Source organism: Paenibacillus sp. RUD330, assembly GCF_002243345.2.
Lineage (GTDB): Bacteria > Bacillota > Bacilli > Paenibacillales > Paenibacillaceae > Paenibacillus_O.
Window position 1 is genome coordinate 3,463,206 of record NZ_CP022655.2, and the last position, 22,392, is coordinate 3,485,597.

General features: G+C 63.4%; 16 protein-coding genes. 1 reads left to right on the plus strand and 15 read right to left on the minus strand.

The features are described 5' to 3' along the window. From CIC07_RS15770 to CIC07_RS15820, 11 genes are all read right to left on the minus strand, one after another. The gene (locus CIC07_RS15770; protein ID WP_157741921.1) at positions 1-741 is read right to left on the minus strand and encodes an NfeD family protein; all 741 of its coding nucleotides are present in this window, start codon (positions 739-741) and stop codon (positions 1-3) included. Positions 742-1,047: 306 nt separating this feature from the next. Next, complete coding sequence (locus CIC07_RS15775) at positions 1,048-1,491, minus strand: GatB/YqeY domain-containing protein (protein ID WP_076354776.1); 444 nt, start codon at positions 1,489-1,491, stop codon at positions 1,048-1,050. A gap of 15 nt (positions 1,492-1,506) precedes the next feature. Further along, a complete protein-coding gene (gene rpsU, locus CIC07_RS15780; protein WP_005547957.1) occupies positions 1,507-1,680 on the minus strand; it encodes a 30S ribosomal protein S21 in 174 nt (57 codons plus the stop codon). An 85-nt stretch (positions 1,681-1,765) separates the two neighbouring features. Beyond that, the gene (locus CIC07_RS15785; RefSeq protein ID WP_076354775.1) at positions 1,766-2,122 is read right to left on the minus strand and encodes a histidine triad nucleotide-binding protein; all 357 of its coding nucleotides are present in this window, start codon (positions 2,120-2,122) and stop codon (positions 1,766-1,768) included. A 231-nt stretch (positions 2,123-2,353) separates the two neighbouring features. Continuing rightward, the gene (locus CIC07_RS25465) at positions 2,354-2,860 is read right to left on the minus strand and encodes a hypothetical protein (protein ID WP_234992886.1); all 507 of its coding nucleotides are present in this window, start codon (positions 2,858-2,860) and stop codon (positions 2,354-2,356) included. 193 nt (positions 2,861-3,053) lie between these two features. Next, positions 3,054-3,644 (minus strand): hypothetical protein, encoded by a 591-nt coding sequence (locus CIC07_RS15795; RefSeq protein ID WP_094248055.1) that lies wholly within the window; start codon positions 3,642-3,644, stop codon positions 3,054-3,056. Positions 3,645-3,649: 5 nt separating this feature from the next. Beyond that, complete coding sequence (gene addA, locus CIC07_RS15800; protein ID WP_234992885.1) at positions 3,650-7,780, minus strand: helicase-exonuclease AddAB subunit AddA; 4,131 nt, start codon at positions 7,778-7,780, stop codon at positions 3,650-3,652. Beyond that, positions 7,777-11,361, minus strand: a complete 3,585-nt coding sequence (gene addB, locus CIC07_RS15805) for a helicase-exonuclease AddAB subunit AddB (RefSeq protein ID WP_076354772.1) — start codon at positions 11,359-11,361, stop codon at positions 7,777-7,779. The genes addA and addB overlap by 4 nt, the downstream gene beginning before the upstream one ends. Before the next feature lie 100 nt (positions 11,362-11,461). Beyond that, the gene (locus CIC07_RS15810) at positions 11,462-14,554 is read right to left on the minus strand and encodes an AAA family ATPase (protein ID WP_076354771.1); all 3,093 of its coding nucleotides are present in this window, start codon (positions 14,552-14,554) and stop codon (positions 11,462-11,464) included. Further along, positions 14,551-15,723 (minus strand): exonuclease SbcCD subunit D, encoded by a 1,173-nt coding sequence (locus tag CIC07_RS15815; protein ID WP_076354770.1) that lies wholly within the window; start codon positions 15,721-15,723, stop codon positions 14,551-14,553. Before CIC07_RS15815 ends, CIC07_RS15810 begins: the two co-directional genes overlap by 4 nt. Positions 15,724-16,254: 531 nt before the next feature. Next, the gene (locus CIC07_RS15820; RefSeq protein WP_076354769.1) at positions 16,255-17,676 is read right to left on the minus strand and encodes a class I SAM-dependent rRNA methyltransferase; all 1,422 of its coding nucleotides are present in this window, start codon (positions 17,674-17,676) and stop codon (positions 16,255-16,257) included. Between the two features lie 214 nt (positions 17,677-17,890). Here CIC07_RS15820 and CIC07_RS15825 point away from each other — a divergent pair, with 214 nt between their 5' ends. After that, positions 17,891-18,877 (plus strand): Na/Pi cotransporter family protein, encoded by a 987-nt coding sequence (locus tag CIC07_RS15825; RefSeq protein ID WP_076354768.1) that lies wholly within the window; start codon positions 17,891-17,893, stop codon positions 18,875-18,877. Between the two features lie 45 nt (positions 18,878-18,922). Here the strand turns inward: CIC07_RS15825 and CIC07_RS15830 are convergent, their stop codons facing one another. The 4 genes from CIC07_RS15830 to CIC07_RS15845 form a co-directional block, all read right to left on the minus strand. Next, on the minus strand, positions 18,923-19,366 hold the full coding sequence (locus tag CIC07_RS15830; RefSeq protein ID WP_076354767.1) for an NUDIX hydrolase: 444 nt from the start codon (positions 19,364-19,366) through the stop codon (positions 18,923-18,925). A gap of 63 nt (positions 19,367-19,429) precedes the next feature. Next, on the minus strand, positions 19,430-20,785 hold the full coding sequence (gene mtaB, locus CIC07_RS15835) for a tRNA (N(6)-L-threonylcarbamoyladenosine(37)-C(2))-methylthiotransferase MtaB (RefSeq protein ID WP_076356874.1): 1,356 nt from the start codon (positions 20,783-20,785) through the stop codon (positions 19,430-19,432). 5 nt (positions 20,786-20,790) lie between these two features. Continuing rightward, positions 20,791-21,576, minus strand: a complete 786-nt coding sequence (locus tag CIC07_RS15840; protein ID WP_076354766.1) for an RsmE family RNA methyltransferase — start codon at positions 21,574-21,576, stop codon at positions 20,791-20,793. A 135-nt stretch (positions 21,577-21,711) separates the two neighbouring features. Further along, positions 21,712-22,392: a site-2 protease family protein gene (locus tag CIC07_RS15845; RefSeq protein WP_076354765.1), complete on the minus strand. Its 681-nt coding sequence runs from the start codon at positions 22,390-22,392 to the stop codon at positions 21,712-21,714.

Below are 22,392 nucleotides of genomic sequence, written 5' to 3' on the forward strand. Positions count from 1 at the left end.
TTATTGGTCGTTATTCGTTGATTCCTTGACGATGACGCGGGTGCCTTCTACCCGAGATACCAGAACCGCGGCGTGCTGGGCGATGAACTCGCCGGAAGTCACGACATCGATTCTTTCCCCGCCGATCTCCACGATTCCTGCCGGACGAAGCGGAGTGATGGTGATGCCGCGCTGTCCCAGCAGCTGCTCCTTGGAAGCGGCGGGCAAAAACCCTTCCTCGGATGTAAGTCTGTCCCGGAGAACAAACCGGTTCCATATGCCCCGGTCCCTGAAGCGCCGCGCTACAGCGGTTACAACGATGACCGCCAGGGCAAGCGCGGTGAGCATGCAGACAACCGCAGTGAAGCTGTCCTCGAAGCTCATCAGAACCGCTCGGAACAGCGCCAACGCTCCCAGTATGCCCAAGATGCCGAAGCTCGGCACGAACAGCTCGAGCGCCAGCAGCAGAACGCCTAGAACAAAGAAGAAGACGTCATAGCCGTTGCTGTATCCCGCCTGATGGGCACCAAGGAAAAAGAGTCCGAATGCCGCGATGCCGATCAGGCCCGGAGCAGCGAAGCCCGACAGCAGCAGCGCCAGCATCGTGCCGGCAAATCCGATGAAGAGCAGGATCGCCGCCACCGCTGGAATCGACAGCCAGCTGCCTGCCGATTCCGTCTGGGCAGCCAGCAGCATGCCGGATTCCGACGCAAACCCCTGGGACGGCAGCAAGAGCAGCCCTGCCGCCGTTAAAGCCGTCATTTTCATGACCCTGAACAAATGAAAGCGGCCGGACTCGGCTGTCGGTTTCTTTTCGTCAAAGCAACTTGATCCGATTCCCAGCCCTGCTTTTTTTCCTGTTCCCACTGAAACACCCCCTTGTTTCAATTGGTAAACCTTTTATTCGTATACCTTTACATACGTCGGCCGAATGCGGTTGGTTTCGCTTAAATCAGGCCGAAATCCCGCTATAACTAGCTGTATGGCCTGCATGGGTTCCGCATGACAAGCATTTCCCCGTTTAAACCAAAAAACACTCCCCGGAGGGGAGTGTCTGAGTGGTCCGAGTTAGGGCAGAAATTGCAGTACCGTTTGGTTTACTAGCTTACCGTCAGCGCGTCCCTTGACCTTAGGCATCAGGGCGCTCATGACTTTACCCATCTCGGCCTTGGAAGAAGCACCGGTTTCCTGGATGGTCTGCTCTACTATTGCTTTGATTTCTTCTTCGGTCAGCTGCGTGGGAAGGTAAACACTAATAATATCAATTTCTGCTGCGACATCTTTTGCAAGATCTTCGCGGCCCGCTTTTTGAAATTCTTGGAGGGAATCTTTACGCTGTTTGATCTCACGACTCACAATGTCAAGAACCTCTTCGTCTTCAAGCGGACGCTTGAGTTCGATCTCCAGGTTCTTCACTGCGGCGCGCACCATCCGAATCGTAGTGAGTCTGAACTTGTCCTGATTCTTCATGGCTTGCTTCATATCGTCGTTCAATCGTTCGCTCAGGTTCATATCGGAAGGATCCTCCTAAAACTTTCTCTTACGCGCAGCCTCGGATTTTTTCTTGCGCTTAACGCTCGGCTTCTCGTAATGCTTGCGCTTCTTGACCTCTGCAAGGACACCGTCCTTAGCAATGGAACGCTTGAAGCGGCGGAGTGCAGCATCGATGGTCTCATTTTTGCGAACTTTCGTTTCAGACACTTGTTATCCCTCCCTCCGAAACAGACGGTCCAGAGCATGAACACGGCTTATCAATCTTCATTATAATTCAAAGAGAAAGCCGGTGTCAACTCGAGTGTCCTTCCACCAAAGCGCCTAATTTGCGGCCGCCAAGCAGATGGAAATGCAGATGGTAAGCCGTCTGCCCTCCGTCGGCGTTGCAGTTGTTGATCAGACGGTAGCCCGACTCGTCGATGCCCTCTTCCTTGGCGAGCGACGCGGCCGTCTGGAACAATTCGGCGATGAGCCCGCCGTCCTCGGGGAGCACGTCGTTCATCGTCGGTATATGGCGTTTGGGGATGACCAGAATATGTACGGGCGCCGCAGGCATGATATCGCGGAAAGCAAGAACATTGGCGCTTTCATAGACTTTGGTGGAGGGAATGGTTCCTTCAACGATCTTGCAGAATATACAATCGCTCACAGCTCCCGACAGCTCCTTCGTCTCCAGACCTTGATCCCCCTATTGTAGCGCAAAAGAGGCTTGCCGTCTAATGAAGTTGAGAAGCTTTTTCGGATACGGCACGAGGCCTTCCTCCTCTGCGATCCATGCCGGCCTCATCTGGCCCGCCAAGGCTCGTCCTCCATTGACGGAGAAGAAGCGCGAAGCCGGCTTGGGGCGGCTTCGCGGCAGTTTCGTACGGGATGAGGGAGACTACAGGAAGGGCAGCAGCGTAAGGCCGGCAAGCGCAGCCAGCGGGAATACGGCGCGCGAGAAGCGGCGGCGCGGGTAGTATGGATATGGATACAGCGGCGGATAGGGTCCGAACCCCGGTCCGAAGCCCGGTCCGAAGCCCGGCCCGAATGCGCGCGGATGCGCTTCGCCCATGTCGCATGGGATGGCAAGACAGACATACTCGTCGTCGTAATGCTCGATGAAGCCGTCGCAGCACCAGCCGTCTTTCGTGTGGGCAAGGACGTACCGGTATTTGTGGTTGTCGCAGAAATGCTTCATCTCCGGCTTTTCCATGACCAGCACGTTGATGGTCGTGTTCATGACCGGCGGAGCCATCGGCATCGGCGCCGGAATCGACGGCTCCGGCATGACGGGCATCGTGGATGGCTTTGCGGCCGGCGCCGTGGAAGGCTTGCCGACGGGTGCCGTGGAAGTTTTATGATGCGCGGCAGGAAGCGTCGTCGCAACAGGATTGACAGGTTCCAAAGAAGACCAACTCCTCATAGGTTCTGCGTTATCCTATGCAGCCCATGGGCAGATGGTTATTTGTCCCGATAAATTCAGAGAGGCTCCGAAAAATTGAGCGGCAGCCGCGCCGTCGACATGCATTCCGCCCAGCGCGGGGGGCATTTGGCAGAAAAAGCGGCCTGAGGGCCGCTTTTGGTCAAGAGCTTGGTCGTCAGCTTTTCAAGTAGGCTTCCATGACGTTCAGCATTTGCAGGCAGATGTCGGGCCAGCCCTTATCGGCTTGAATCGTCAGGGCGCGCTCCTTGCTGTCGATCGAAAAGTCGACGCCCCCGAGCAGCCGGGTCAGCTCCTTGGCCGTCTGCGCGAGACGAGCTTTGTCCTCCTTGGTGCCGGAGACGATATCCTTGCCGGCCCTGTCCATGAACGCAACGGCCGTCTTTTTGTACTCCGCCGGCCACGTGGAGGCGTCCGCGCTGAATTCCTTGCCGCTGTCCATCAAGGTCAGGAACGAGCCGGACTGTCCCAGGAACATGGCCCCCGCATCATAGATGGCCTTGTCTCTCTCCGCCCCGCTTGCTTCTTCCATCGCAGACAGCAGAGCCTCAAGATTCGACAAAGACCGGCTCGTTCCGCCCATGCTTTGGAGAATCGCCTTTCCTTTGTCCACGCGGTCCTGCTGCTTGTCTTGAAGATGCAGGGAGAATAAGAACACGTTGCCGATGAGGCTGGCCGTGAGCAGCACGAGCGTCACGGCGAGCGCATAGGAGCGCTTGGTCGTTTCCGGTGGTGATGATGCTTCCAACAAAATCATTCCTTTTCGTCAGGAGTCAGCTGAACGGCCTCGCGGCTGCTCAGGAAATAGATGTGAAGCTCATCGACGGGCCTGCCGAGCGCCGCTTGTATCGCGGCGGCGTACAGCTCCAGCTGGAACCGGTGCTTCTCGGCCGCTTCCGATGCGGCGCCGGCTAGACGGTCGGTTTTGTAATCGACGAGAATGAGCCTCTCCCCTTCCTCGAACAGGCAGTCGACGACGCCTTGGATCAGCACGGGCTCGCCGGCCTCCGCAGCGCTCGTGCCGGGATATACCCGCGCTGCGGGAAGCGTGCTGCTGAACGGCACCTCGCGGCGCACTTTGGACGAGCGCAGCAGCCTCTGGCCGAGGCTTCCCACGAAGAAAGCGACGACCGAATCCGTATCGGCGGCAGAAGCCTGCTCCTCGGACAGGATCCGTTTCCGGACAAGCCCGGCAACCGTCTCCTCAACCGCCGCAGGATCAATGCTGCCGGCCAGCGGCAAATGCTGCATGACCGTATGAAGGACGGTTCCCTTCTCGGCCGCCGTCAGTTTTTTGCGTTCCATGAACTGAGGCCTGCGGAGACGGAAGGAGGAGCCCTCCGTCCGCTGCTGCGAGCTGCGGCTGGCGCCATAGGAGCCGGGAGCTTCCGGCACGGCCGGAAAGCCGCCGCCATTCTTGTCGACATATGGACCTTCTTCGTAAGAAGCGGAATCTTCCGTCCGATAAGCTTCTGCCCGCATGCGCTTCATTTCCGTCACGGAGGTTTTGGCCGCTATGCGCGATGCCTCTCCGTAAGGATACTCCCACGAAAGCCGCCGCTCCACTTCGGCTTCCCAGCCGCCGGCCGCGATCGGAATCATGCCGATGACCGCCTGCAGCTCGTCCGGGTCAGGTCCGGCTGGACCGGCATCGGACGCTGCGGCCGCCTCGGAGCCGAGCGTGTAATACGGCACGACTCCGGCTTCCCATTCCTCGAAGCCGTTCCGGCCTGGAAGCCGCTTGCCGGCAGGAGCGGCCGCTTCGGCGGCTGCAGACCAGCCGGCAGCCGGCTGGTCTGCAGCCGCTGATTCCGCAGCGGGCTCCAAGCCGTCTGCCTGCGGCTCCACGGCGGTCGATCCGCATTCCGCTCCCTCGGAAGCTGAAGGGGATCCGCCGTCCGGGCGGACTGGAAGCTCCCGCTCCGTTCCCTCCGGCGCTGTCTCGGCAGGCGGCATGGCGGCGATATCCATCATGCCCGCTCCGGCCAAAGGTCCGAGCCAGTCCAGAAACCGGCGCGCGGAGGCGATCCGGTAATCCGACAGCCGGCCCGACTCGTCCAGCGCCGATGCCCACCGTTCGGTCGTCTTCGCCGCATCGTCCGTCGTGCCGACGAGAATCATCTTCTCCTTGGGACGGGTGAGCGCCACGTACAGGACACGCAGCTCCTCCGCCTGCATCTCCATCCTCATCCGGCGGCGGATCGCCAGGCACGGAAGAGTCGGATAGGATAGCCTCAGGTCCGGATCGATGAACTTGGGACCGAAGCCGAGCTCCTTGTGCATGAGGAACGGCGCGCTCATATCCTGCTGGTTGAATTTCTTGCCCAGTCCGGCGATGAACACGACCGGAAACTCCAGCCCCTTGCTTTTGTGGATGGACATGATCCGCACCACATCCTCGCCCTCGCCGAGAGCGCCGGCCGTGCCGAGATCCCCGCCGTTCTCCCGCATCCGGTCCATGAAGCGGAGGAAGCGGAACAGGCCGCGCGCGGTGCCGGCCTCGAACTGGCGCGCCCGGTCATGCAGCGACCTTAGATTCGCCTGACGCTGCATGCCCCCGGCGAGACCTCCCGCCCAATCATAATAACCGGTCTCGCCGTAGATGCGCCAGATGAGGTCGGCCAGGCTGCCCTGACGGGCAGCGTCCCGCCATTCGTCCAGCTTGCCGAGGAACAGCGACAGCTTGCGCCGCAGTCCCCCTTCCGTAAGCAGGTCGTCGGCTGCCTTGACAACCGCCTCGTAGAAGTAGCCTTTGCCGCCCCCGATCCGGATTCCGGCAAGCTCCTCGGCGTTCAGGCCGAACATCGGCGAACGGAGAAGTCCGGCGAGCGGAATGTCCTGATAGGGATTGTCCACGACCCGCAGCGCCGAGAGCATGACCTCCACCTCGACGGCGTCGAAGTATCCGCTGCCAAGCTCGGCGTAAGCCGGAATTCCGGCAGCCTGCAGCTCCTCCATCAGGATCGGAGCCCAGGATCTCGTCGCCCTCAGCAAAATGACGATGTCCCTCCAGGCCAGTCCCCGCTTGCCCTTGCGGTCATGGACGGCGAAGCCATCTTCCCGCAGCTGCCGGATGCGTCCGGCGATGTAGCGGGCTTCGAGCTGGGCGGTCTGCAGGTCGGCGGCTTCTTCCCGCTGCTCCGCTTCCGGCGATCCTTCCGCCTGCTCGGCCGGGGCTTCGCGGACGCTGCGCCCGCCGGTGCCTTCCCGGTCGATCAGCGCGAATTCGATCCGGTTCGCGCGCGGAGGGTCCGGGTCCGGATAAGATGCCCCAAGCACCAGCTCGGCGGCTTCATCGTATTCCATCTCCGCCACGGATTCCCTCATCAGAGCCTTGAATACCGCATTCACTCCGTCCACGACCTGCAGCCGGCTGCGGAAATTCCGGGCCAGATCGATCCGGCGTCCGGGAGCTCCCGCGTCGATGCCCGCTGCATCGGCGGCCGCTTCCTTTTGCCGGGCAGGCTGGAACAGACGGTATTTCTCCAGGAACAGATCCGGCTCTGCCAGACGGAACCGGTAAATGCTCTGCTTGACGTCCCCGACCATGAAGCGGGTGCCGCCTTCTCCCTCTCCGGAGAATCCGGTCAGCAGCTCGACGATGGATTCCTGGACCCGGTTCGTATCCTGATATTCGTCCAGCAGCACCTCGCGGAATTGCTTGCGGTAATCGAGAGCTGCGGCGGATGGCAGATTGCTGCCCGGCCTGGAGTCGTCCGCCCTCAAAATCTGCAGGCAGTAATGCTCCAGATCCCCGAAGTCGAGGAGCCCCTTCTTCCGCTTGGCCTTCTGATAGCGCCCGTCGAACTCAATGACGAGCTCCGCCAGGGCGCGCATGAGCGGCGCCAGCTGCTCCAGCTCGGCCGCATACTGCTTGGCCGAGCGGCTGAACAGCTCCTTGCCGAGTTCGTCCACGAGCGATCGCGCTTCGTCGCGAAGATCCTTGACCCGCTCTTGCAGGCTCTTGTCGGCATCGCCGCCCCGCACGGACTTCAGCCTTCCGAAGCCACCCGCCAGCTGCCAGGCGTCCCGCCACTCGTCCCAAGGACGGGCAGCGACCGCCTCCGACAGTCCGGCGACCAGATTCAGATCCTCCCGCAGCGTGTCTGCATAAGCGGAAGGACCTTCCGGCTGGAGCGCCATCCGAAGCGCTTCCTCAAGCGCGAGCCTGGCGCCGCCCAGCGCGAGCGCAATATCCGCCTCCAGCGCCGCGACCCAAGGGCTTCCCTGCAGCTCTTCCGGTCCTCCGGCGGAAAAAGCGGCCGCCATCGCACGCAGCCAATCATCCGGCCAAGGCTGCGAGCGCGAGAAGTCGTAGAGCTGCTGGACTAGCCGGTACAAGGGCTCGTCGCCCTTCTCGCCGCCGTAGCGGTCCGCCAGGCGGAGGAAATCCCCGTCGCCTCCGGCATCTCCGGCATAATGCTCCTCGAACAGCTCGTCCAGCACTTCCAGCCGAAGCAGCTCGGCTTCGGTCTCGTTGGCGACCCGGAATCCGGGATCAAGGCCGATCAGTGGATAGTAGCGGCGGATCACATCCAGGCAGAAGGAGTGCAGAGTCGTGATGGATGCCCTGCCGAGCAGAGCCAGCTGCCGCCGCAGATGCTCCGAGGACGGATCGCGCTCCAGAGCGGCCTCCAGAGCCGTCCGGATCCGCTCTTTCATTTCCGCCGCGGCCGCCTTGGTGAAGGTCGCGACGAGCAGCCGGTCCACGTCGGTATCCTCCGATATGATGCGGATGATCCGCTCGACAAGAACGGCTGTCTTGCCGGAGCCGGCCGCGGCCGCGACGAGAACATCCTCGCCGCGCGCCGTGATGGCCCGCCACTGGTCGTCGGTCCAGGTCGATCCTTCCGGTTTGGGAATCAAGCCTGCTGCCATCTTCATGTCCTCCTCCTTCCTTCTCCGTCTTCATCCGGCTCCGCCGCTCCGTCCATGGCGCTCATGTCCACGGAGGCGCAAGCAGGCTCTGCCTGGGCTTCCGCCAGCTCCTCGAGCGACCGCCACACCTCTTCCTTGCCCGGAGTCCCGAGCTTCAGGTACTCGTTGGCCTCGTTGAGCGGGTCGAACTGGCATACCGGCCGGTACGAGCAGAATTGGCAAGGCGTCTTGGAGCCGAGGCGGTAAGGACGGATGGCGATCTCGCCGTCCTTGACCGACTGTCCGATCGTCGCGATCGTGCGCCGCACCGAAGAGCGCAGCAGCTCCCACTGCCTTCCCGACGCCAGAGCCGAATCGCTGAGGAAGGTCCCGTCTTTCTTGAAGCCCGCCGGAAGCAGGTCGGAGCGTCCTTCCATCGCTCCGTCCATCATGCGCACCGTATCCGCGTCGTCGAGCAGCAGTCCGCGCATCTTGAAGCGCTTGAGCAGCATCGCCGCCGCCTCGTCCGGCTCAAGCCCCGACGGAACGCTGAGCACAGGATTATGGACATGGAAATACAGGACGCCCGCCGGCTGCGCAGAGGAGCCCAGCCATTTCTCGGCATGCGTGAGCAGAACGTCCAGGTAGGTGAGCATCTGCAGCGAAAGGCCGTGCGAGACTTCCTCGAGGCGAAGCTGGGTCGCGCTGGACTTGTAGTCCAGCACCCGCAGCAGCAGGCCTTTGTCCGATCGGGCCGCGTCGACGCGGTCGATCCTTCCGACGATGCGGATGCTGCCTCCGTCCGGCAGCTCGATATCCAGCGGGGGCAGCGTGCCGTCCGGCCCGAAATCCACTTCCAGCCCGACCGGCTGGAACTCCGCCCTGCGCGCATGCTCTCCCAGCACGACGGCGGCGCGGCTGACGATGTCCTTCAGCTTGCCGGCGATGTAACGGTAGCGCCCGCTGCTGAGCAGAATCTCCGACTGCAGGCGGGGCGACAGCTCCTCGACGACACGGCCGGATACCGCCTTGATCTCCTCGCTGCCCGCCCTGCCCCAGCCTTCGCCCAGCTCCGTGGCGACTCGGCTGAGCGCCGCATGGAACAGCTGGCCCATATCGGGCGCCTGAAGCTTGTACAGCTTGCGCTCCTTGAGCCCGAGACCGTGGATGGCGAAATGCTGGAACGGACAGGAGACGAACCTCTCCATCCGGGTGACGCTCGCCGTCAGCCGGCTTCCGTACAACCTGTCCGCGGTCCGCTTGGTCAGCGCCGCCTCCTGGTTGGCGTAGCTCAAGGAATCCAGCATCGCCTGCAGCCGGGACTGCCACTGCGGCCGGACAGCGAACCAATTGTACGCATCCCGCCACAAGCCGGTCAGCTCTCCGCCTTCCATCCAGGAACGGATTCTCGGCATCAGGTAGGAGAGCGTGCGCTGCGGCAGCTCCATGTACTCCAGCAGCTGCCGCTCTCCCTCGTCCTTCTCCGGAAAGGCCGCCGCAGGACGGGCTTCCAGCCAAGGATACAGCTTTCTCAAATGCCGGACATATTCGGAAGGATAGAGGCCTTTGCCTTCCTCGTCGGCCAGCGGCCAGCTGACCCAGAGCCCTTCCGAAGGAGACAGGAACGCCCTGTAGATCAAAAAGCGTTCATCGAGCAGCTTCCTTCTCATGCCGGGAGCCATCTCGAGCCCCAGGTCGCCGAGCGATTCCCGCTCCCTCTCGGTCAGCACGCCGTCTTCCTGCATGCGCATCGGCAGGACGCCGTCGCTGGCGCCGAGCACGAAGCTGAAGCGGACATCTCCCGTCCTCGTCCGGTCCATCGTGCCGACGACGACCTGGTCCAGGGAAGGCGGCACGGCGGACAGCTTGAGGCTCTCCAGCCCCGTCTCGACCATGCCGGCGAACAGGTCCGCCGGCACCTCCTCTTCACCCGCCATCTCCACCAGCTGATCCAGCAGGCTCATGACGCCGTCCCAGAGCTGCCGGTGGATGCGGGCGGAGCCCGGCCTTCCTTCGGCCAGATCGTTCTCGCTGCGCCGCTCCAGCCTGGATGCGGCTCCAGAGCGGTCCAGGAAATCGAACAGCGCCTCGCACATGCCCCGGATCGTCCCGGCCTTGGCGATCGCCCGCTCGAGCCTCGCCAGCGGCGAGACAAGCTCCTTGCGCGCCTTCAGCAGATCCTCGAACTCCGCCAGCCTGCGGGCATCCGCCTCCGCCGGCTCGTCCTCCACTCCGCCGCGCAGGAGCGGCTTCCAGCTCTTGGGGCTTTTCCACTGCCGTCCCTCGATGCCGGCGGCAAGGACGTAGTTTTCCAGCCGGTCGTAGCGCTCGCGGTCCATCCTGCCGTCCTCGGGAAACAGCATCTCCGTCTTGACGCAGCGGAAAACCGCTTCATGCTTCCAGCCGTAGAGAACCGTCTCCAGGGCGGAGCGGATGAATTCGGACAAGGGATGATGCAGGACGTCCTTGCTCTGGTCCATGAAGAAGGGAATGCCGTAATCCGTAAACACGTTATGGATGGCATCGTTGTATTCCGCGCTTTGGCGCACGATGACAGCCATTTCCCGCCAGCGCGCGCCCTTCTCCCGCGTCAGCCGGAGCATCTGCCTCGCGGCCGCCTCGACTTCCGCCCTGCGGTTCGCGGCGGCCGTCAGGACAACGGCTTCCGCCTGCCCGGCCGATGCCGGATCCGGCATCGGGCTCCACCAGCCGAAGCTTTTCTCCAGATGGGCCAGCATGCCGCCCCGCGCATATCGCGGCGGCGCATCGGCAGGCAATGCGATTGCCGGATCGGCCGGAACCGACAGCTCCTCGCTCAAGGCTCGAAGCCGGATATATGTGTCCGCCGCCGGATGGAAGAGGTCGAGCTCATGCGGACGGACGCCGTCGTCATAGGGCCTGTCCAGGCAAAGGGTCACCGTCACCTGCTCCGCATGCCGCAGCATGGATCCGAGGGCGGACAGCTCGTTCGGCGTGAAGCCGTTGAAGCCGTCCACCCAGATCCGCGCTCCGCGCAGGGAGCCGCAGCCGCCGAAGCCTTCCGCGAGATGGAGCAGATGATCCTCGTCGTCCATATACAGCCCGGCAAGCTCTCCATCCAAGGCGCCGTAGATCAGGGACAGATCATGCAGCTTGCGCGCGAGCAGCGAGGCAGGGCCGCCCGTCGGCCCGTCTCCCAGCCTCTCCTCGATGTCGGCGGGGCGGATTCCGTACCGCTTCCACTCCGTCAGCAGCTCGCCGAGCTTGCCGATGAAGCCTTGCCGGTCCGCGCCTCCCCGGAACAGCAGCAGGTCGGAGGACAACCGGTGGACAATTTTGTGGAGAAGCATGTTCTTGCCGTTCTCGCCGACCGGGATGATCGCCGCTCCGCCCGTCTCCTGCATGACGCGCAGCGCCAGCCTGCGGAAGCTGAGCACCTGGGCGCGCAGGCTCGAGCGGATCGGGCCGCTGCCGAGCAGAGCGTATTCCGTCTGGAACGTCGCTTGCTCCGGAGTCAGCAGAATCAGCGGCGGTCCGCCGGGCTCCTCGGCCAGCAGCGCCCGGATCTCGTCCAGGCAGGCCGAAGTCTTGCCGGTGCCCGCTCTTCCTGTTATGATGCGAAGCCCCATGGGCCGAACCTCCTTCTACGGCTTTAATCGTGCCGGCGGCTATAGCTGCCGGGGCGCACTACAGATGGGTGAGCGAACAGATGTAGCTGCCGCGGCCGAGTTACTTGAGCACCAGCCTCGTCCGGCTGTGCCCTTCCTTGGTCTTGCTCACTTCCAGCACGGCCGGGAACGCGTCCTTGAGCTCCTGGACGTGCGAGATGACGCCGATCATCCTGCCCGCCCGCTGCAGGTCCGCCAGAGCCGCGATCGCCCTTCCGAGCGACTCCTCGTCCAGCGAGCCGAAGCCTTCGTCGATGAACATCATCTCGATGGATACCCCGCCCTGATGGGCCTGGATGACATCCGTCATGCCGAGAGCGAGCGCCAGGGAGGCGTTGAACTTCTCGCCGCCCGAGAGGGATTTCACGTCCCGGTTCTGGCCTGTGTAGCTGTCGTAGACGTCGAGGCCGAGGCCGCTCTGACGCCCTCTCGCCTCGAGCCGGCCGCTGCGCTCCAGCATGAACTGTCCGCTCGAGAGCACCCGCAGCCGCTCGTTGGCGGCGTACAGGATCTGCTCCAGAAACTCGATGAGGATGTACCGCTCGAAGGACATCTTCAGCGCATTGTCGCCCTTGAGCATCTCGTGCAGATCGGCCACTTCCTCCAGCGCACGCTCCGAATCCTCGAATCGGAGCGAAGCCTCGCCAACCGCCGCCTTGAGGGAGGAGGCGTTCTCAGCCAGCTGCCTGCAGCGGCGCCAGCGGTTGTCCGCCTCCTCGCGGACCGCCTTGAGGCGATCCGCTTCGGCGGCAAGCTCCGCCGCATCGCCGCGCACGCATCCGTCGAGCTCCTTGCGCAGCTCGGCGGCGAGCCGCCGCTGCGCGGCAAGCTCCGACCGGTACGCTTCCAGCACGCGGGCTCCCTGCCTGCGCAGCTCCTCGTCCAGCCTTGCCTCCCGGTACTCGGCTCCGGAAGCGAAGCCTGCCGCCTCCAGCTCGAGGCGGAGGCGCTCCGCGGCGTCTTTGCCGGCTGCGGCCGCTTCTTCGGCCTGCACGGACAGCTGCTCCAGGCGGGCCCGCGCCTCGGCAAGGCGGGACGAGCCTCCCGCCAGCCGCTCGCGCGCCGCCTTCAGCAAGCTGTCCATCCTGGCGCAGCGCGCCTCCAGCTCGGCCGCCAGCTTCTCGAGCGCCGCCGCGTCGCGCAGCGGCTCCGGCACGGCTTCGAGCTCCGCCTCCAGGCGGGAGCTCCGGGCCGCTATGTCCAGCGCCAGCGGCTGCAGCTCCTGCAGCAGCCTCTCCTTGGACGCCTGCAGCTCTTCCAGGCGGCGGTCACGGACAGCGAGCGCCTCGCGGAGCTCCTGCCGCTGGATCTGCAGCGACGCGAGCCGCTGACATTCCGCCTTGAGCGACAGCCCCTCGGAAAGAGCCTCCTGCAGCTGGAGGTCCAGCCGGTCGGAACCGATTCCGAACGCATCCGCCTGATGCCAAGCTTCCTGGCCGCGGCCCCGGGCGGCCGCCGCTTGCGCGGCAGCGGCGCTGAGCTCTCTCTCGACATGAAGCAGCCGTTCCTTGGCCTCCTGCAGCTGCTCGCGGCTCACGCCGCCGTCTGCGGCGGCAGCGGGAGCGGGATGCTCCGCGCTGCCGCATACCGGGCAAGGACGCCCGTCATGCAGATGCGCCGCGAGCCTGCCCGCCTGACCTTCGATCCAGCGCAGCTCCAGCTCCTCCGCATCGAGCCGCAGGCGCTTCGCGGCCGATTCCTGGTCCGCCTGCTGACGCTCCAGCTCGGCCGCAAGCCGCTCGGTATCGGCCATCAGCTTCAGCAGCTTGTATTTCTCCTGCATGAACGTGCGCCGCTCCTGCGTCTGTGGCAGACGTTCCGTCTCAAGCTCAAGCGCGCCCATCCGGTCGGCCTGCGCGCGGCGCTGGACGCGCTCCTGCTCCAGCTCGGAGGCAAGCCTATCCGCCTCGCGTCCAAGCCTTGCCTCCTCCGCGCGCTGCTTCGCCAGCTCTCCCTGCCGCTCGCCGAGCGTGCGCACCGCCGGCAGCAGCTCGCGCAGCTTCTGCAGCTCCATCTCCGCCTTGCGCCGCTCGGGCTCGCGCGCCTCCTCGGCCTCGGCCGCCTCCGCCGCGGCCCTATGCTCCGCTTCCGCGGCTGCGGCTGCGGCGGATGCTTCGGCGCGCCTCCGATCCACGGCCTCAGCCTCGGCTGCCGCACGCCGCGACTGCTCCTCGTACGGCGCCAGCCGAGCCGCTCTTTCCGCCCGCTCCAGCTTCGCCTCGAGCTCCGCCATCTCGCCTCCGCGGCCTTCCAGCTTCGCCGCCATCGCCTCGGCCGCCTCCAGCTCGTCGAGCCTCGCATTCAGGCGGGACGCCTCCGCGAGCTTCGTCCGCTGCGCTTCATAAGCGGCTTCCGCCTCCAGCCGGCCGCGCTCCAGCCCCGCTGCCAGGCCGCCGAAATAAGCGGCTTCCTCCTCCAGCGCTTCCATCAGGCGCGAAGGAGCCGCATGCTCTTGCGCAAGCAGCTCTTCCAGCCGGCTTTCCGCCCGGACAGGGAGGCTCGCCCGCACCTGCTCGCTCATATACAGCAGCCGCTGACGGCTGTCCTTGGCGACTTCCCGCAGCTCGCGGCTGCGCCTCGCGAAGCTTTCCTCCAGGCTGCGGTAAAGCCCCGTCTGGAACAGGCGGCGCAATATTTCTTCCTTGTTCTCGGTATCGGAGGTCAGCAGCTTGCGGAACTCCCCTTGCGGCAGCATGACGATCTGGATGAACTGGTCTCGGCTGAGGCCGACGATCTCCTCCAGCTTGGCGTCGACCTCCTTGATGTGAAAGCGGTCCGTCAGAGGCGATTCTCCCTCCGCCGTAAGCTCGTACAGCTCCGCCTTGCCGCCCGTCTCGCTCTTGTTGCCGGCCTTGCGATGGGGCATCTGCCTGAATACCCGGTACTTCCGTCCACGCGCGGCAAAAACGAGCTCCACCGACGTCGGCGTATCGTCTCCCGCGAAATGGCTCCGAAGCATCCGCGCCTCCGCCCGGTCCTCGCCGCTCGCGGTGCCGTAGAGCGCATAACAGACCGCGTCGAACACCGTCGTCTTGCCCGCGCCCGTCTGTCCGGAGATGACGAACAAGCCGCGCTCGTGCAGCGGCTCGAAGTCGATCGCCTCCCCGTCCCGGTAAGGCCCGAAAGCCGTCAAAACCAGTCTGATCGGCCTCATCGCCCCGCCCCCTCTTCCTGGAGCACTTCGGCATAGACCCGCCCGAACAGCTCTCTCTTTTCCTTGCTGAGCTCGGCGCCCTTCACTTCACGGTAAAAAGCATCGAACAGATCGACCGGATCGCGGTCGCGGCGGGCCTTCGCCCCTCCCGGGCCATCTCCCTGCTCCGGCGGCAGCAGGCCTGCGGCCGGCCTCCTCTCGACATGGAGGGCGTTAGGGTAGACGGAGCGGACCTTCTCCATCGGAAAAAGCACCGGATTCTCGTCCAGCAGCGTTACGAACACATAATCCCCGCTCGGCTCGTGATCTTGCTCGATCTCGCGGATAGGAGCCGCTACCCTCCGCATGTCCCGGCGGGCGTGCAGCGGCCGGAAGCTGGCGGAAGCCTGTCCCGCTCCGTCGAGCTCGACGAGGAAAAAGCCTTTGCGGTGATGCTCCTCGGACACCGAGTATTTGAGCGGCGAACCCGCGTAGCGGACGCACTCCCTCTCCACCCAATGGGCCTGATGCAGATGGCCGAGCGCCGTGTAATGGAACGGTCCGAAATATTCCGCCTTGACATGCTCCGCCCCTCCGATCGAGAGCGGCCGCTCCGATTCGCTCGTGTTCGCCTCCGGCACGCCGCCGGGAGTGACGAACGCATGCCCCACCAATACATGCCGCGCCTGCGGCTCCATCCCGGCCTTGATGCGGTCCGTGACGACCTTCATGGCGTCGTCGTGGGTGCGGATGTCTTCGTTGCCGAAGGCATGTCGCACCATCGCGGGATCCGCGTATGGAACCAGATGGAAATGGACCTCGCCATGCTCGTCGGACAGGACGACGGGCACGCTGTCCGCCTTCAGCGCCCCGGCCAGATGCAGGCCCCGGCGAGACATCATGCGGGTGCCGAAGCTGATCCGGTCCGGACTGTCATGATTGCCGGAGATGGCGAGCACGGGCGTGTCCAGCTCGATGACGATGCGGTAAAGCGTCTCGTCGAGCAGCTCCACCGCCTCGGTAGGCGGCACGGCGCGGTCGTACAGATCGCCGGCGATGACGACGGCATCCGGCCGCTCCTCCTCCACCGCGCGCACAAGCTGCTGAAGGACATGCCGCTGGTCCTCCGTCATATAGACTCCCTGAACGAGCTTGCCGAGATGCCAGTCTGCCGTATGTAGGAATTTCACCGCTTACCGCTTCCTTTCTATGTCGCGAACGTCGGGCGATCCGACCGTGCCCGCGCCTTCGGATTCGATCCCGCTATGACTCTATCAATGAACATATGTTCTTATACAGTAGCATTAGCCATCCTTGATGACAACCCCTGCGGAAGCTGCAAATGTACCCATCCGGTCCGATGGAGAAGCCGGAAAACCGCGCCGCCGGCAGGGACTCCCCCTTATGCGGTCGGATATCCGGCTGCGGCTCCGGTAAAAAAGCCGATGCTCTGACGCCCGCTTCATTAGGCAGCTGCTTCAGCTTCAAGGCTCCAGTTTCAAGATTCCCGCCTGCTTCCTTGCAGCTCCAAGCGCCGCACACGCCCGTCCGCGCTCTCCCATCGGATCGAAGCCCGGTTCATTCCGCAAAAAAAAGGCGGCGCCTGCGGCGCCGCCTTCCTGCAAAGCCTCGTTGATCGCATGCCCTGAGAGCAGGCTTTGAATCTCTTCGGATCTAAATCAACAAAGCCTGCAAGCTCAAAAACCCGAAGCGCCCAATACCTACAAGCTGTGGACCTCGAAGATCGCGAACTTCAAGTAATGCCCTTCCGCTACGCCGAGCAGCTGAGGATGGTCCTTGCCCGCCGCGCGCCATTCCACCAGCTTGAGCGACTTGCCCGCATCCGCCGCCGCTTCTAGGATCGTCTCCAGGAACAGCTCCGGCTTCATATGGTAGGAGCAGCTGGCCGTCACGAGATAACCGCCCTCGTTGACAAGCTTCATGCCGTGCAGGTTGATGTCCTTGTAGCCGCGGCATGCGCCCTCGACCGCGCCTTTCGTCTTGGCGAAAGCCGGAGGATCGAGCACGACCACATCCCAGGTCCGTCCTTCCCCGCCCAACTTCTTGGACGTGTCGACGGCCTTCCCTCCGGAGGCGCGCGCCGTCCGTTCCTCCAGCCCCTTCACCTGCTGGCGCAAGTATTGGAACGCGTCGTCCACGACGAATTCAACCCGGTCGGCGAACCCGTTCCGTTCCACGTTGCGCTTGGCCGTATCGATCGCATGCTCGGAGACGTCCAGGCAGGTGACTTTTTTCGCCCCGTATTTGCAGGCATGCAGCGTGAAGCTGCCGGTATGGGCAAAACATTCCAGCACCGTCGCTCCGTCCCAGAGCGGGTAGGTGACGGCCTTGCCGCTTTTGTTGACCGGAACGAGCACGGTGCCGGGCTCGGAGGCCGCCGCACCGGGTGCAGTCGCGACCAGCCGCGCATCCTCAGGCAGCCCGTCCAACGGATGCGGCTGAAGCGTGATGCCGCTGCGCTTGCCCCAGCCTTTCATGAGAGGCTCGATGGCAGCCCGGTTCCCCCGCTGATCATAGAAATAACCCGTCTTCTGGCCCTGGGCGATATCGACCTCCATGGCAAGGCCGTTCTCCGTGATCTCCACAATGGAAGGGCAATCGCCGTAAAGGACGCCCGTCCGCTCCTCCAAGCCTTCGAGGCGCCGCACGCCGACGTCGCTCCGCTCATAGATGCCCCGCGGACCGAATACCTTGACGAGCGCGGCGACGATGGCGTCGCGCTTGAGATCCAGCCCGAGCGTCAGGATCTGGACGACGAGAACGTCCGCGAACCGGTCCACGACCAGGCCGGGCACATAATCGGCCTCTCCATAGACGAGACGGCAGTCCGCATCCGCTACGAAGCGCTCCCGGTACTCCTTGGCGCGGCTGAACCTGTCCGCAAAGAAAGCCTGGTCCAGCTCCTGCTCCGGCTGGCGGGAGACGATCCTCACGCGGATCTGCGACTGGGGATTCCAGTATCCCGAGGCGATGTACCTGCCGTTCGAAGCATGCACGTCCACCATCGCTCCCGGCTCCGCCTCGCCCTCCATCCGCTCGACTTCTCCGGCGTAGACCCAGGGATGCCCCTGCTCCAACCTTCTCGTTCTTTTCTTGACCAATATCGCCTTGGCTCTGCTCACGCTATCATCCTTCCATTGTCCAAGCCGGCCCTCCCGGCTCGGCCTGCTTGTCATTCTTGTCCCCAGCGAATCATAGATTAGGGTAGGCTTCGCCGGCTTGCCGCCTATGGCCCATCTAAAAAAAGCGTTGATATGAATCCGGCTCTGCCCGGCCAGCGGCGGCCGCTGGTCAGGAGATTTCCGGAATCGCCGTCCAAAAAAGGAGACCTTCATCATGCTCACTGCCATCGTGCTTCCGGCCGCATTCGGCTTCGCCGTTTTCATGCTCGGCATGAAGCTGATGGAAGCGGCGCTCCACCGCGCAGCCGGACGCTGGCTTCAAGCTGCGATCGAGCGCTTCACACGCACGCCTCTGCACGGCCTTCTGACCGGCGCCGCGGCGAGCGCGGTGCTGCAAAGCAGCACCGCCGTCACCGTTATCGCCATCGGCATGGTCAACGCCGGCGTCATGGCCTTTCCCCGAACGATCGGGATCGTGCTCGGCACGAACATCGGCACCTGCCTGACGACCGAGCTGATCGGCCTTAATCTGGACCGGCTCGCCGGCCCGCTGCTGCTGCTCTCCCTTGCCGGATGGCTGCTGACCGCCCTGCTGGGCGAAATGAGCTCCTCGGACGGATATCGCAGGCAGCGCTGGCTTCGCCCTCTGCGCAGCGCTTCGCTCGTCCTGGGCGGATTCGCCCTCATTCTGTCCGGCATCGCCGTCATGAAATCGATCGGCGATGCCGTTCAGGACAGCCCGTTCTTCCACTGGTTCATGGACCGCTCGGGAGACAGCCTTCTCTGGGGACTGCTGGCAGGGGCTGCCTTGACCGCGGCCGTCCATAGCAGCGCCGCCGTCATCGGGATGGCGATGAGCCTCGCCGCATCGGGCGCGCTCCCCATGGAGCTGGGCGTCGCCATCGTGCTCGGGGCCAACGTCGGCACCTGCCTCACCGCCGTGCTCGCCTCCATCGGCGGCACCCGGGCAGGAGCCAAGGTGGCCTGGTTCCACGTCGCGCTCAATGCCGGCGGAGCGCTGCTGTTCCTGCCCTTCACGGGCTGGCTCGCCGCCGCCTCCGCCTGGTTCGGCGGCGGCCCCGCTTCGCAGCTAGCCCATGCGCAGACGCTGTTCAACGTCCTCTGCTCGCTGATCGTGCTGCCGCTCTGCTACATCCCGCGGCTCCGCATTCCGAACAAGAGCCCCGCCCCCAGAAAATAGGGACGGGGCTTCTTGCCTCTGCCTGTCATGCCGCTTGGAAGCCGTCTAGCGATCCGTTTCATCGGCGCTTAAGCCGAGCAGCCGGAGCGCGCCCGCGACGATCCGATCGTTGTTGTCGTAGCCGGATTGGCGCTGCTTGCGCCATGCCTCCTCGGGCTCGAACCAGTCGACGCCGCGTATTTCCTCCACCTGGGCATGAAGGGTACCGCCCGTCGCTTCCACGAGGTAATAGTGGACTTCCTTGTCCACGACACCTTTCGTCTCGTGGCGGTACTGGTATTTGATCTGGGCGATCGGCTCGATGATGCGGCCCTCCATCCCCGTTTCTTCGACGATTTCGCGCAGGGCGGTTTGCTCCACCGTTTCTCCGGGCTCCATTTTCCCTTTGGGAAGGGAAACTTTGCCGTAACGGTCCTGGATCAGTTGAATTTGCAGCCCATTTTCCGGCGTCCGTCTGTACACGACCCCGCCTGCTGAAATTTCCTTCATGCGCTCCTTATCCTCCCGATAATGATTTCCGTTGTCCACGATGAGTCCGCCGCCGGAGCCCCATCAGGCTCCGGCTTTTTCCGTCAGGCTCGGCGCTTCTTCCTGGACGCTGACGAGAACTCCGCGGCTCTCGTTGACTCCGGCTTCCGTGATCCTCACGCGGCAAAGCTTGCCGACAAGCGCCTCGGAACCTTCGAATACGACCTGGATGTAGTTGTCCGAGTATCCCATGATCAGTCCCGCTCCCGCCGAGCCTTTGTGCTCGCGCTCCGGAATGACCTCCAGGACGTGGCCGACGTACTTCTCCGCATAAGCCAGCTGGAGAGATTCCGACAGGTCGATCAGCTTGTGGACGCGCTCGTTCTTGATTTCCTCGTCGACCTGGTCCTCCATGCGCGCGGCAGGAGTGCCGGTCCGTTTGGAATAAGGGAACACATGCATTTCGGAGAATCCGAGCTCCTTCATATAGCGGTAGCCGGCTTCGAACTGCTCCTCGCTCTCGCCTGGGAACCCGACGATGACGTCCGTCGTGATCGCCACGCCCGGCATCGCTTCATGCAGGCGCTTGATCGTCGCCGCGAATTCCTCGGTCGTATACTTGCGGCGCATGCGCTTCAGCACGATGTCGTCTCCGGCCTGCAGAGGAACATGGAGATGACGGCACATCTTGGAGGATTTGTTGAGCACCTCGATCATGTCCTCGTCGATCTGGCTGGCCTCGATCGAGCTGATGCGGATGCGCTCGAGACCGTCCACCTTGTCGAGATCCCATAACAGGTCGGACAGCTTGTAGCTGTCCAGATCGTCGCCGTAGCCTCCGGTATGGATGCCGGTCAGGACGATCTCCTTGAAGCCGGACGCGACCAGGCTGCGGGCCTGCTCCACGACGCTTTTGGGATCGCGGCTGCGGGACAGCCCGCGCGACCAGGGGATGATGCAGAAGGTGCAGAAGTTGTTGCAGCCTTCCTGGATTTTCAGGAACGCGCGGGTGCGGTCCGCGAAGTCGGGCACATCCAGCTCCTCGAACTCGCGCGTCTTCATGATGTTGCGCACGGCGTTGACCGGCGTGCGCTCGTCCTGCACCTGGCGGATGTAGTCCATCAGCTTGTCGCGGTCCTGCGTTCCGATGACGAGATCGACGCCCGGAATGTCCAGGATCTCGGCCGGGGACGTCTGCGCGTAGCAGCCGGTGACGGCGATGACCGCCTCGGGATTGCGGCGGATGGCGCGGCGGATGATCTGCCGGCTTTTCTTGTCCCCCGTGTTCGTCACATGGCATGTATTGATGAGATATACGTCGGCCGTCGTCGTATCGAAGTCGACCTGCTCGTACCCTTCATTCTTGAACAGCTGCCAGATGGCTTCGGTATCGTAAAAGTTGACTTTGCAGCCCAAGGTGTAGAGTGCAACCGATGGCATCTTCTTCATCTTCCTCCCATTTCGCCGGATGCGTACATCAGGCAGGCCAAGCCTGCAAGAGGTGCCGTCTCCGCTCTTAAAATTCTGCGCCCGAGGCCTGCCGCCATCGCGCCGGCCGCTGCCGCCGCCTCCGCTTCGCGCGGGGAGAAGCCGCCTTCGGGCCCGACGACCAGCAGAAGCCGGTGCGCCTTGTCCGCCGTCAGCCTGCCCGCCTCGCGGGCTTGCCTGATCCGGTCCGCGAGTCCGGTCAGCTCGCCCGGCTCATGCCCTTCCGCTTCGTAGCAGAACAGCACGAGGTCGTAATCGGAAAAAGCCGCCAGCAGCTCTTTCCAGGCATGGACCTCATGGACGGCCGGCAGCCGGCTGCGATGGGCCTGCTCCGCCGCTTCCTTGGCGATCTTGCCCCAGCGCTCCAGCCGCTTCGCTTCCTTGCGGGCGTCGTATTGGACGACCATCCGCTCGCATTGGAACGGCAGAAACCCGGCCGCGCCGATCTCCGTCCCCTTCTGGATGACAAGCTCCATCTTGTCTCCCTTCGGAAGGCCTTGGGCGACCGTGACCTGCCAGAGCGGCTCGCGGTCCATCGGAAGCCTTTCGGCGATGTCGCCTCTGACGATAGACGGCTCGACATCCGTCAGGACGATTCGGGCTTCACGCTCCGCGCCGTCGCTGGCGATGATCTCGTCTCCGGGTTTCATCCGCATGACTCTCGCGATATGATGGGCGTCCTCGCCGCTCAGGGTGACGCCGTTGTCGCCGAATTGCTCCGGAGTTATAAAGTAACGCTGCATAGTGGGCTAAACTCCTGTTTTTAAAAGTCATCCTCCATCATACACGTTTTGAGGCGGGAAATCTATTCGGCCGCAGAGATCCCAGCCGCTCGGCGGCATGAAAAAAGACCGCGCCATGGAAGCGCGGACTTGAATTTATCCAAAGAACAAGGGCGTGAAGAGGCGAAGGAAAAACAAGTGCAGATCGCCGACAAGAGCCAGATAGGGACGGATGGTCGCATTGCTCAGCGCCGGTATGAACACGAGCAGCAGGAAAACCAGGACCCCCCACTGCGAATACTGGTCCAGCAGAATCCGGGTGCGGCGAGGCAGCAGCTCGTACAGAATCCGGTAGCCGTCCAGCGGAGGCAGCGGAATCAGGTTGAACAGGAACAGCATGCCGTTCAGATAGATGAAATATTTGAAGAAAACATTTAAGGCATCGATGTAGCGCAGGGGCGTGTCATTCAGAATGCCCGAAAAATTGAGCGCCGACACGATGAAGACCCCGATCGCCATCAGCAGAAGGTTGCTGAGCGGTCCCACCAGAGAGACGACGATGCTCATCAGCCGCGGCCGCTTGAAGCGGGAGCTCATGACCGGCACCGGCTTGGCCCAGCCGAAGCCCGCGATCAGAATCAGGAACATGCCGAAGAAATCGATATGGGAAGCCGGATTGAGCGTGACCCGGCCCTGCTTGTAGGCGGTGTCGTCTCCGAATTTGTACGCTGAGTAGGCATGGGCGAACTCATGGAGAGTGAAGGCGATGATCAGGACAAGCAGGACAAAGGGAAGCTCGGCGACAGGATAAGCGAGAAGGTTGTCCAACCCCTCCAT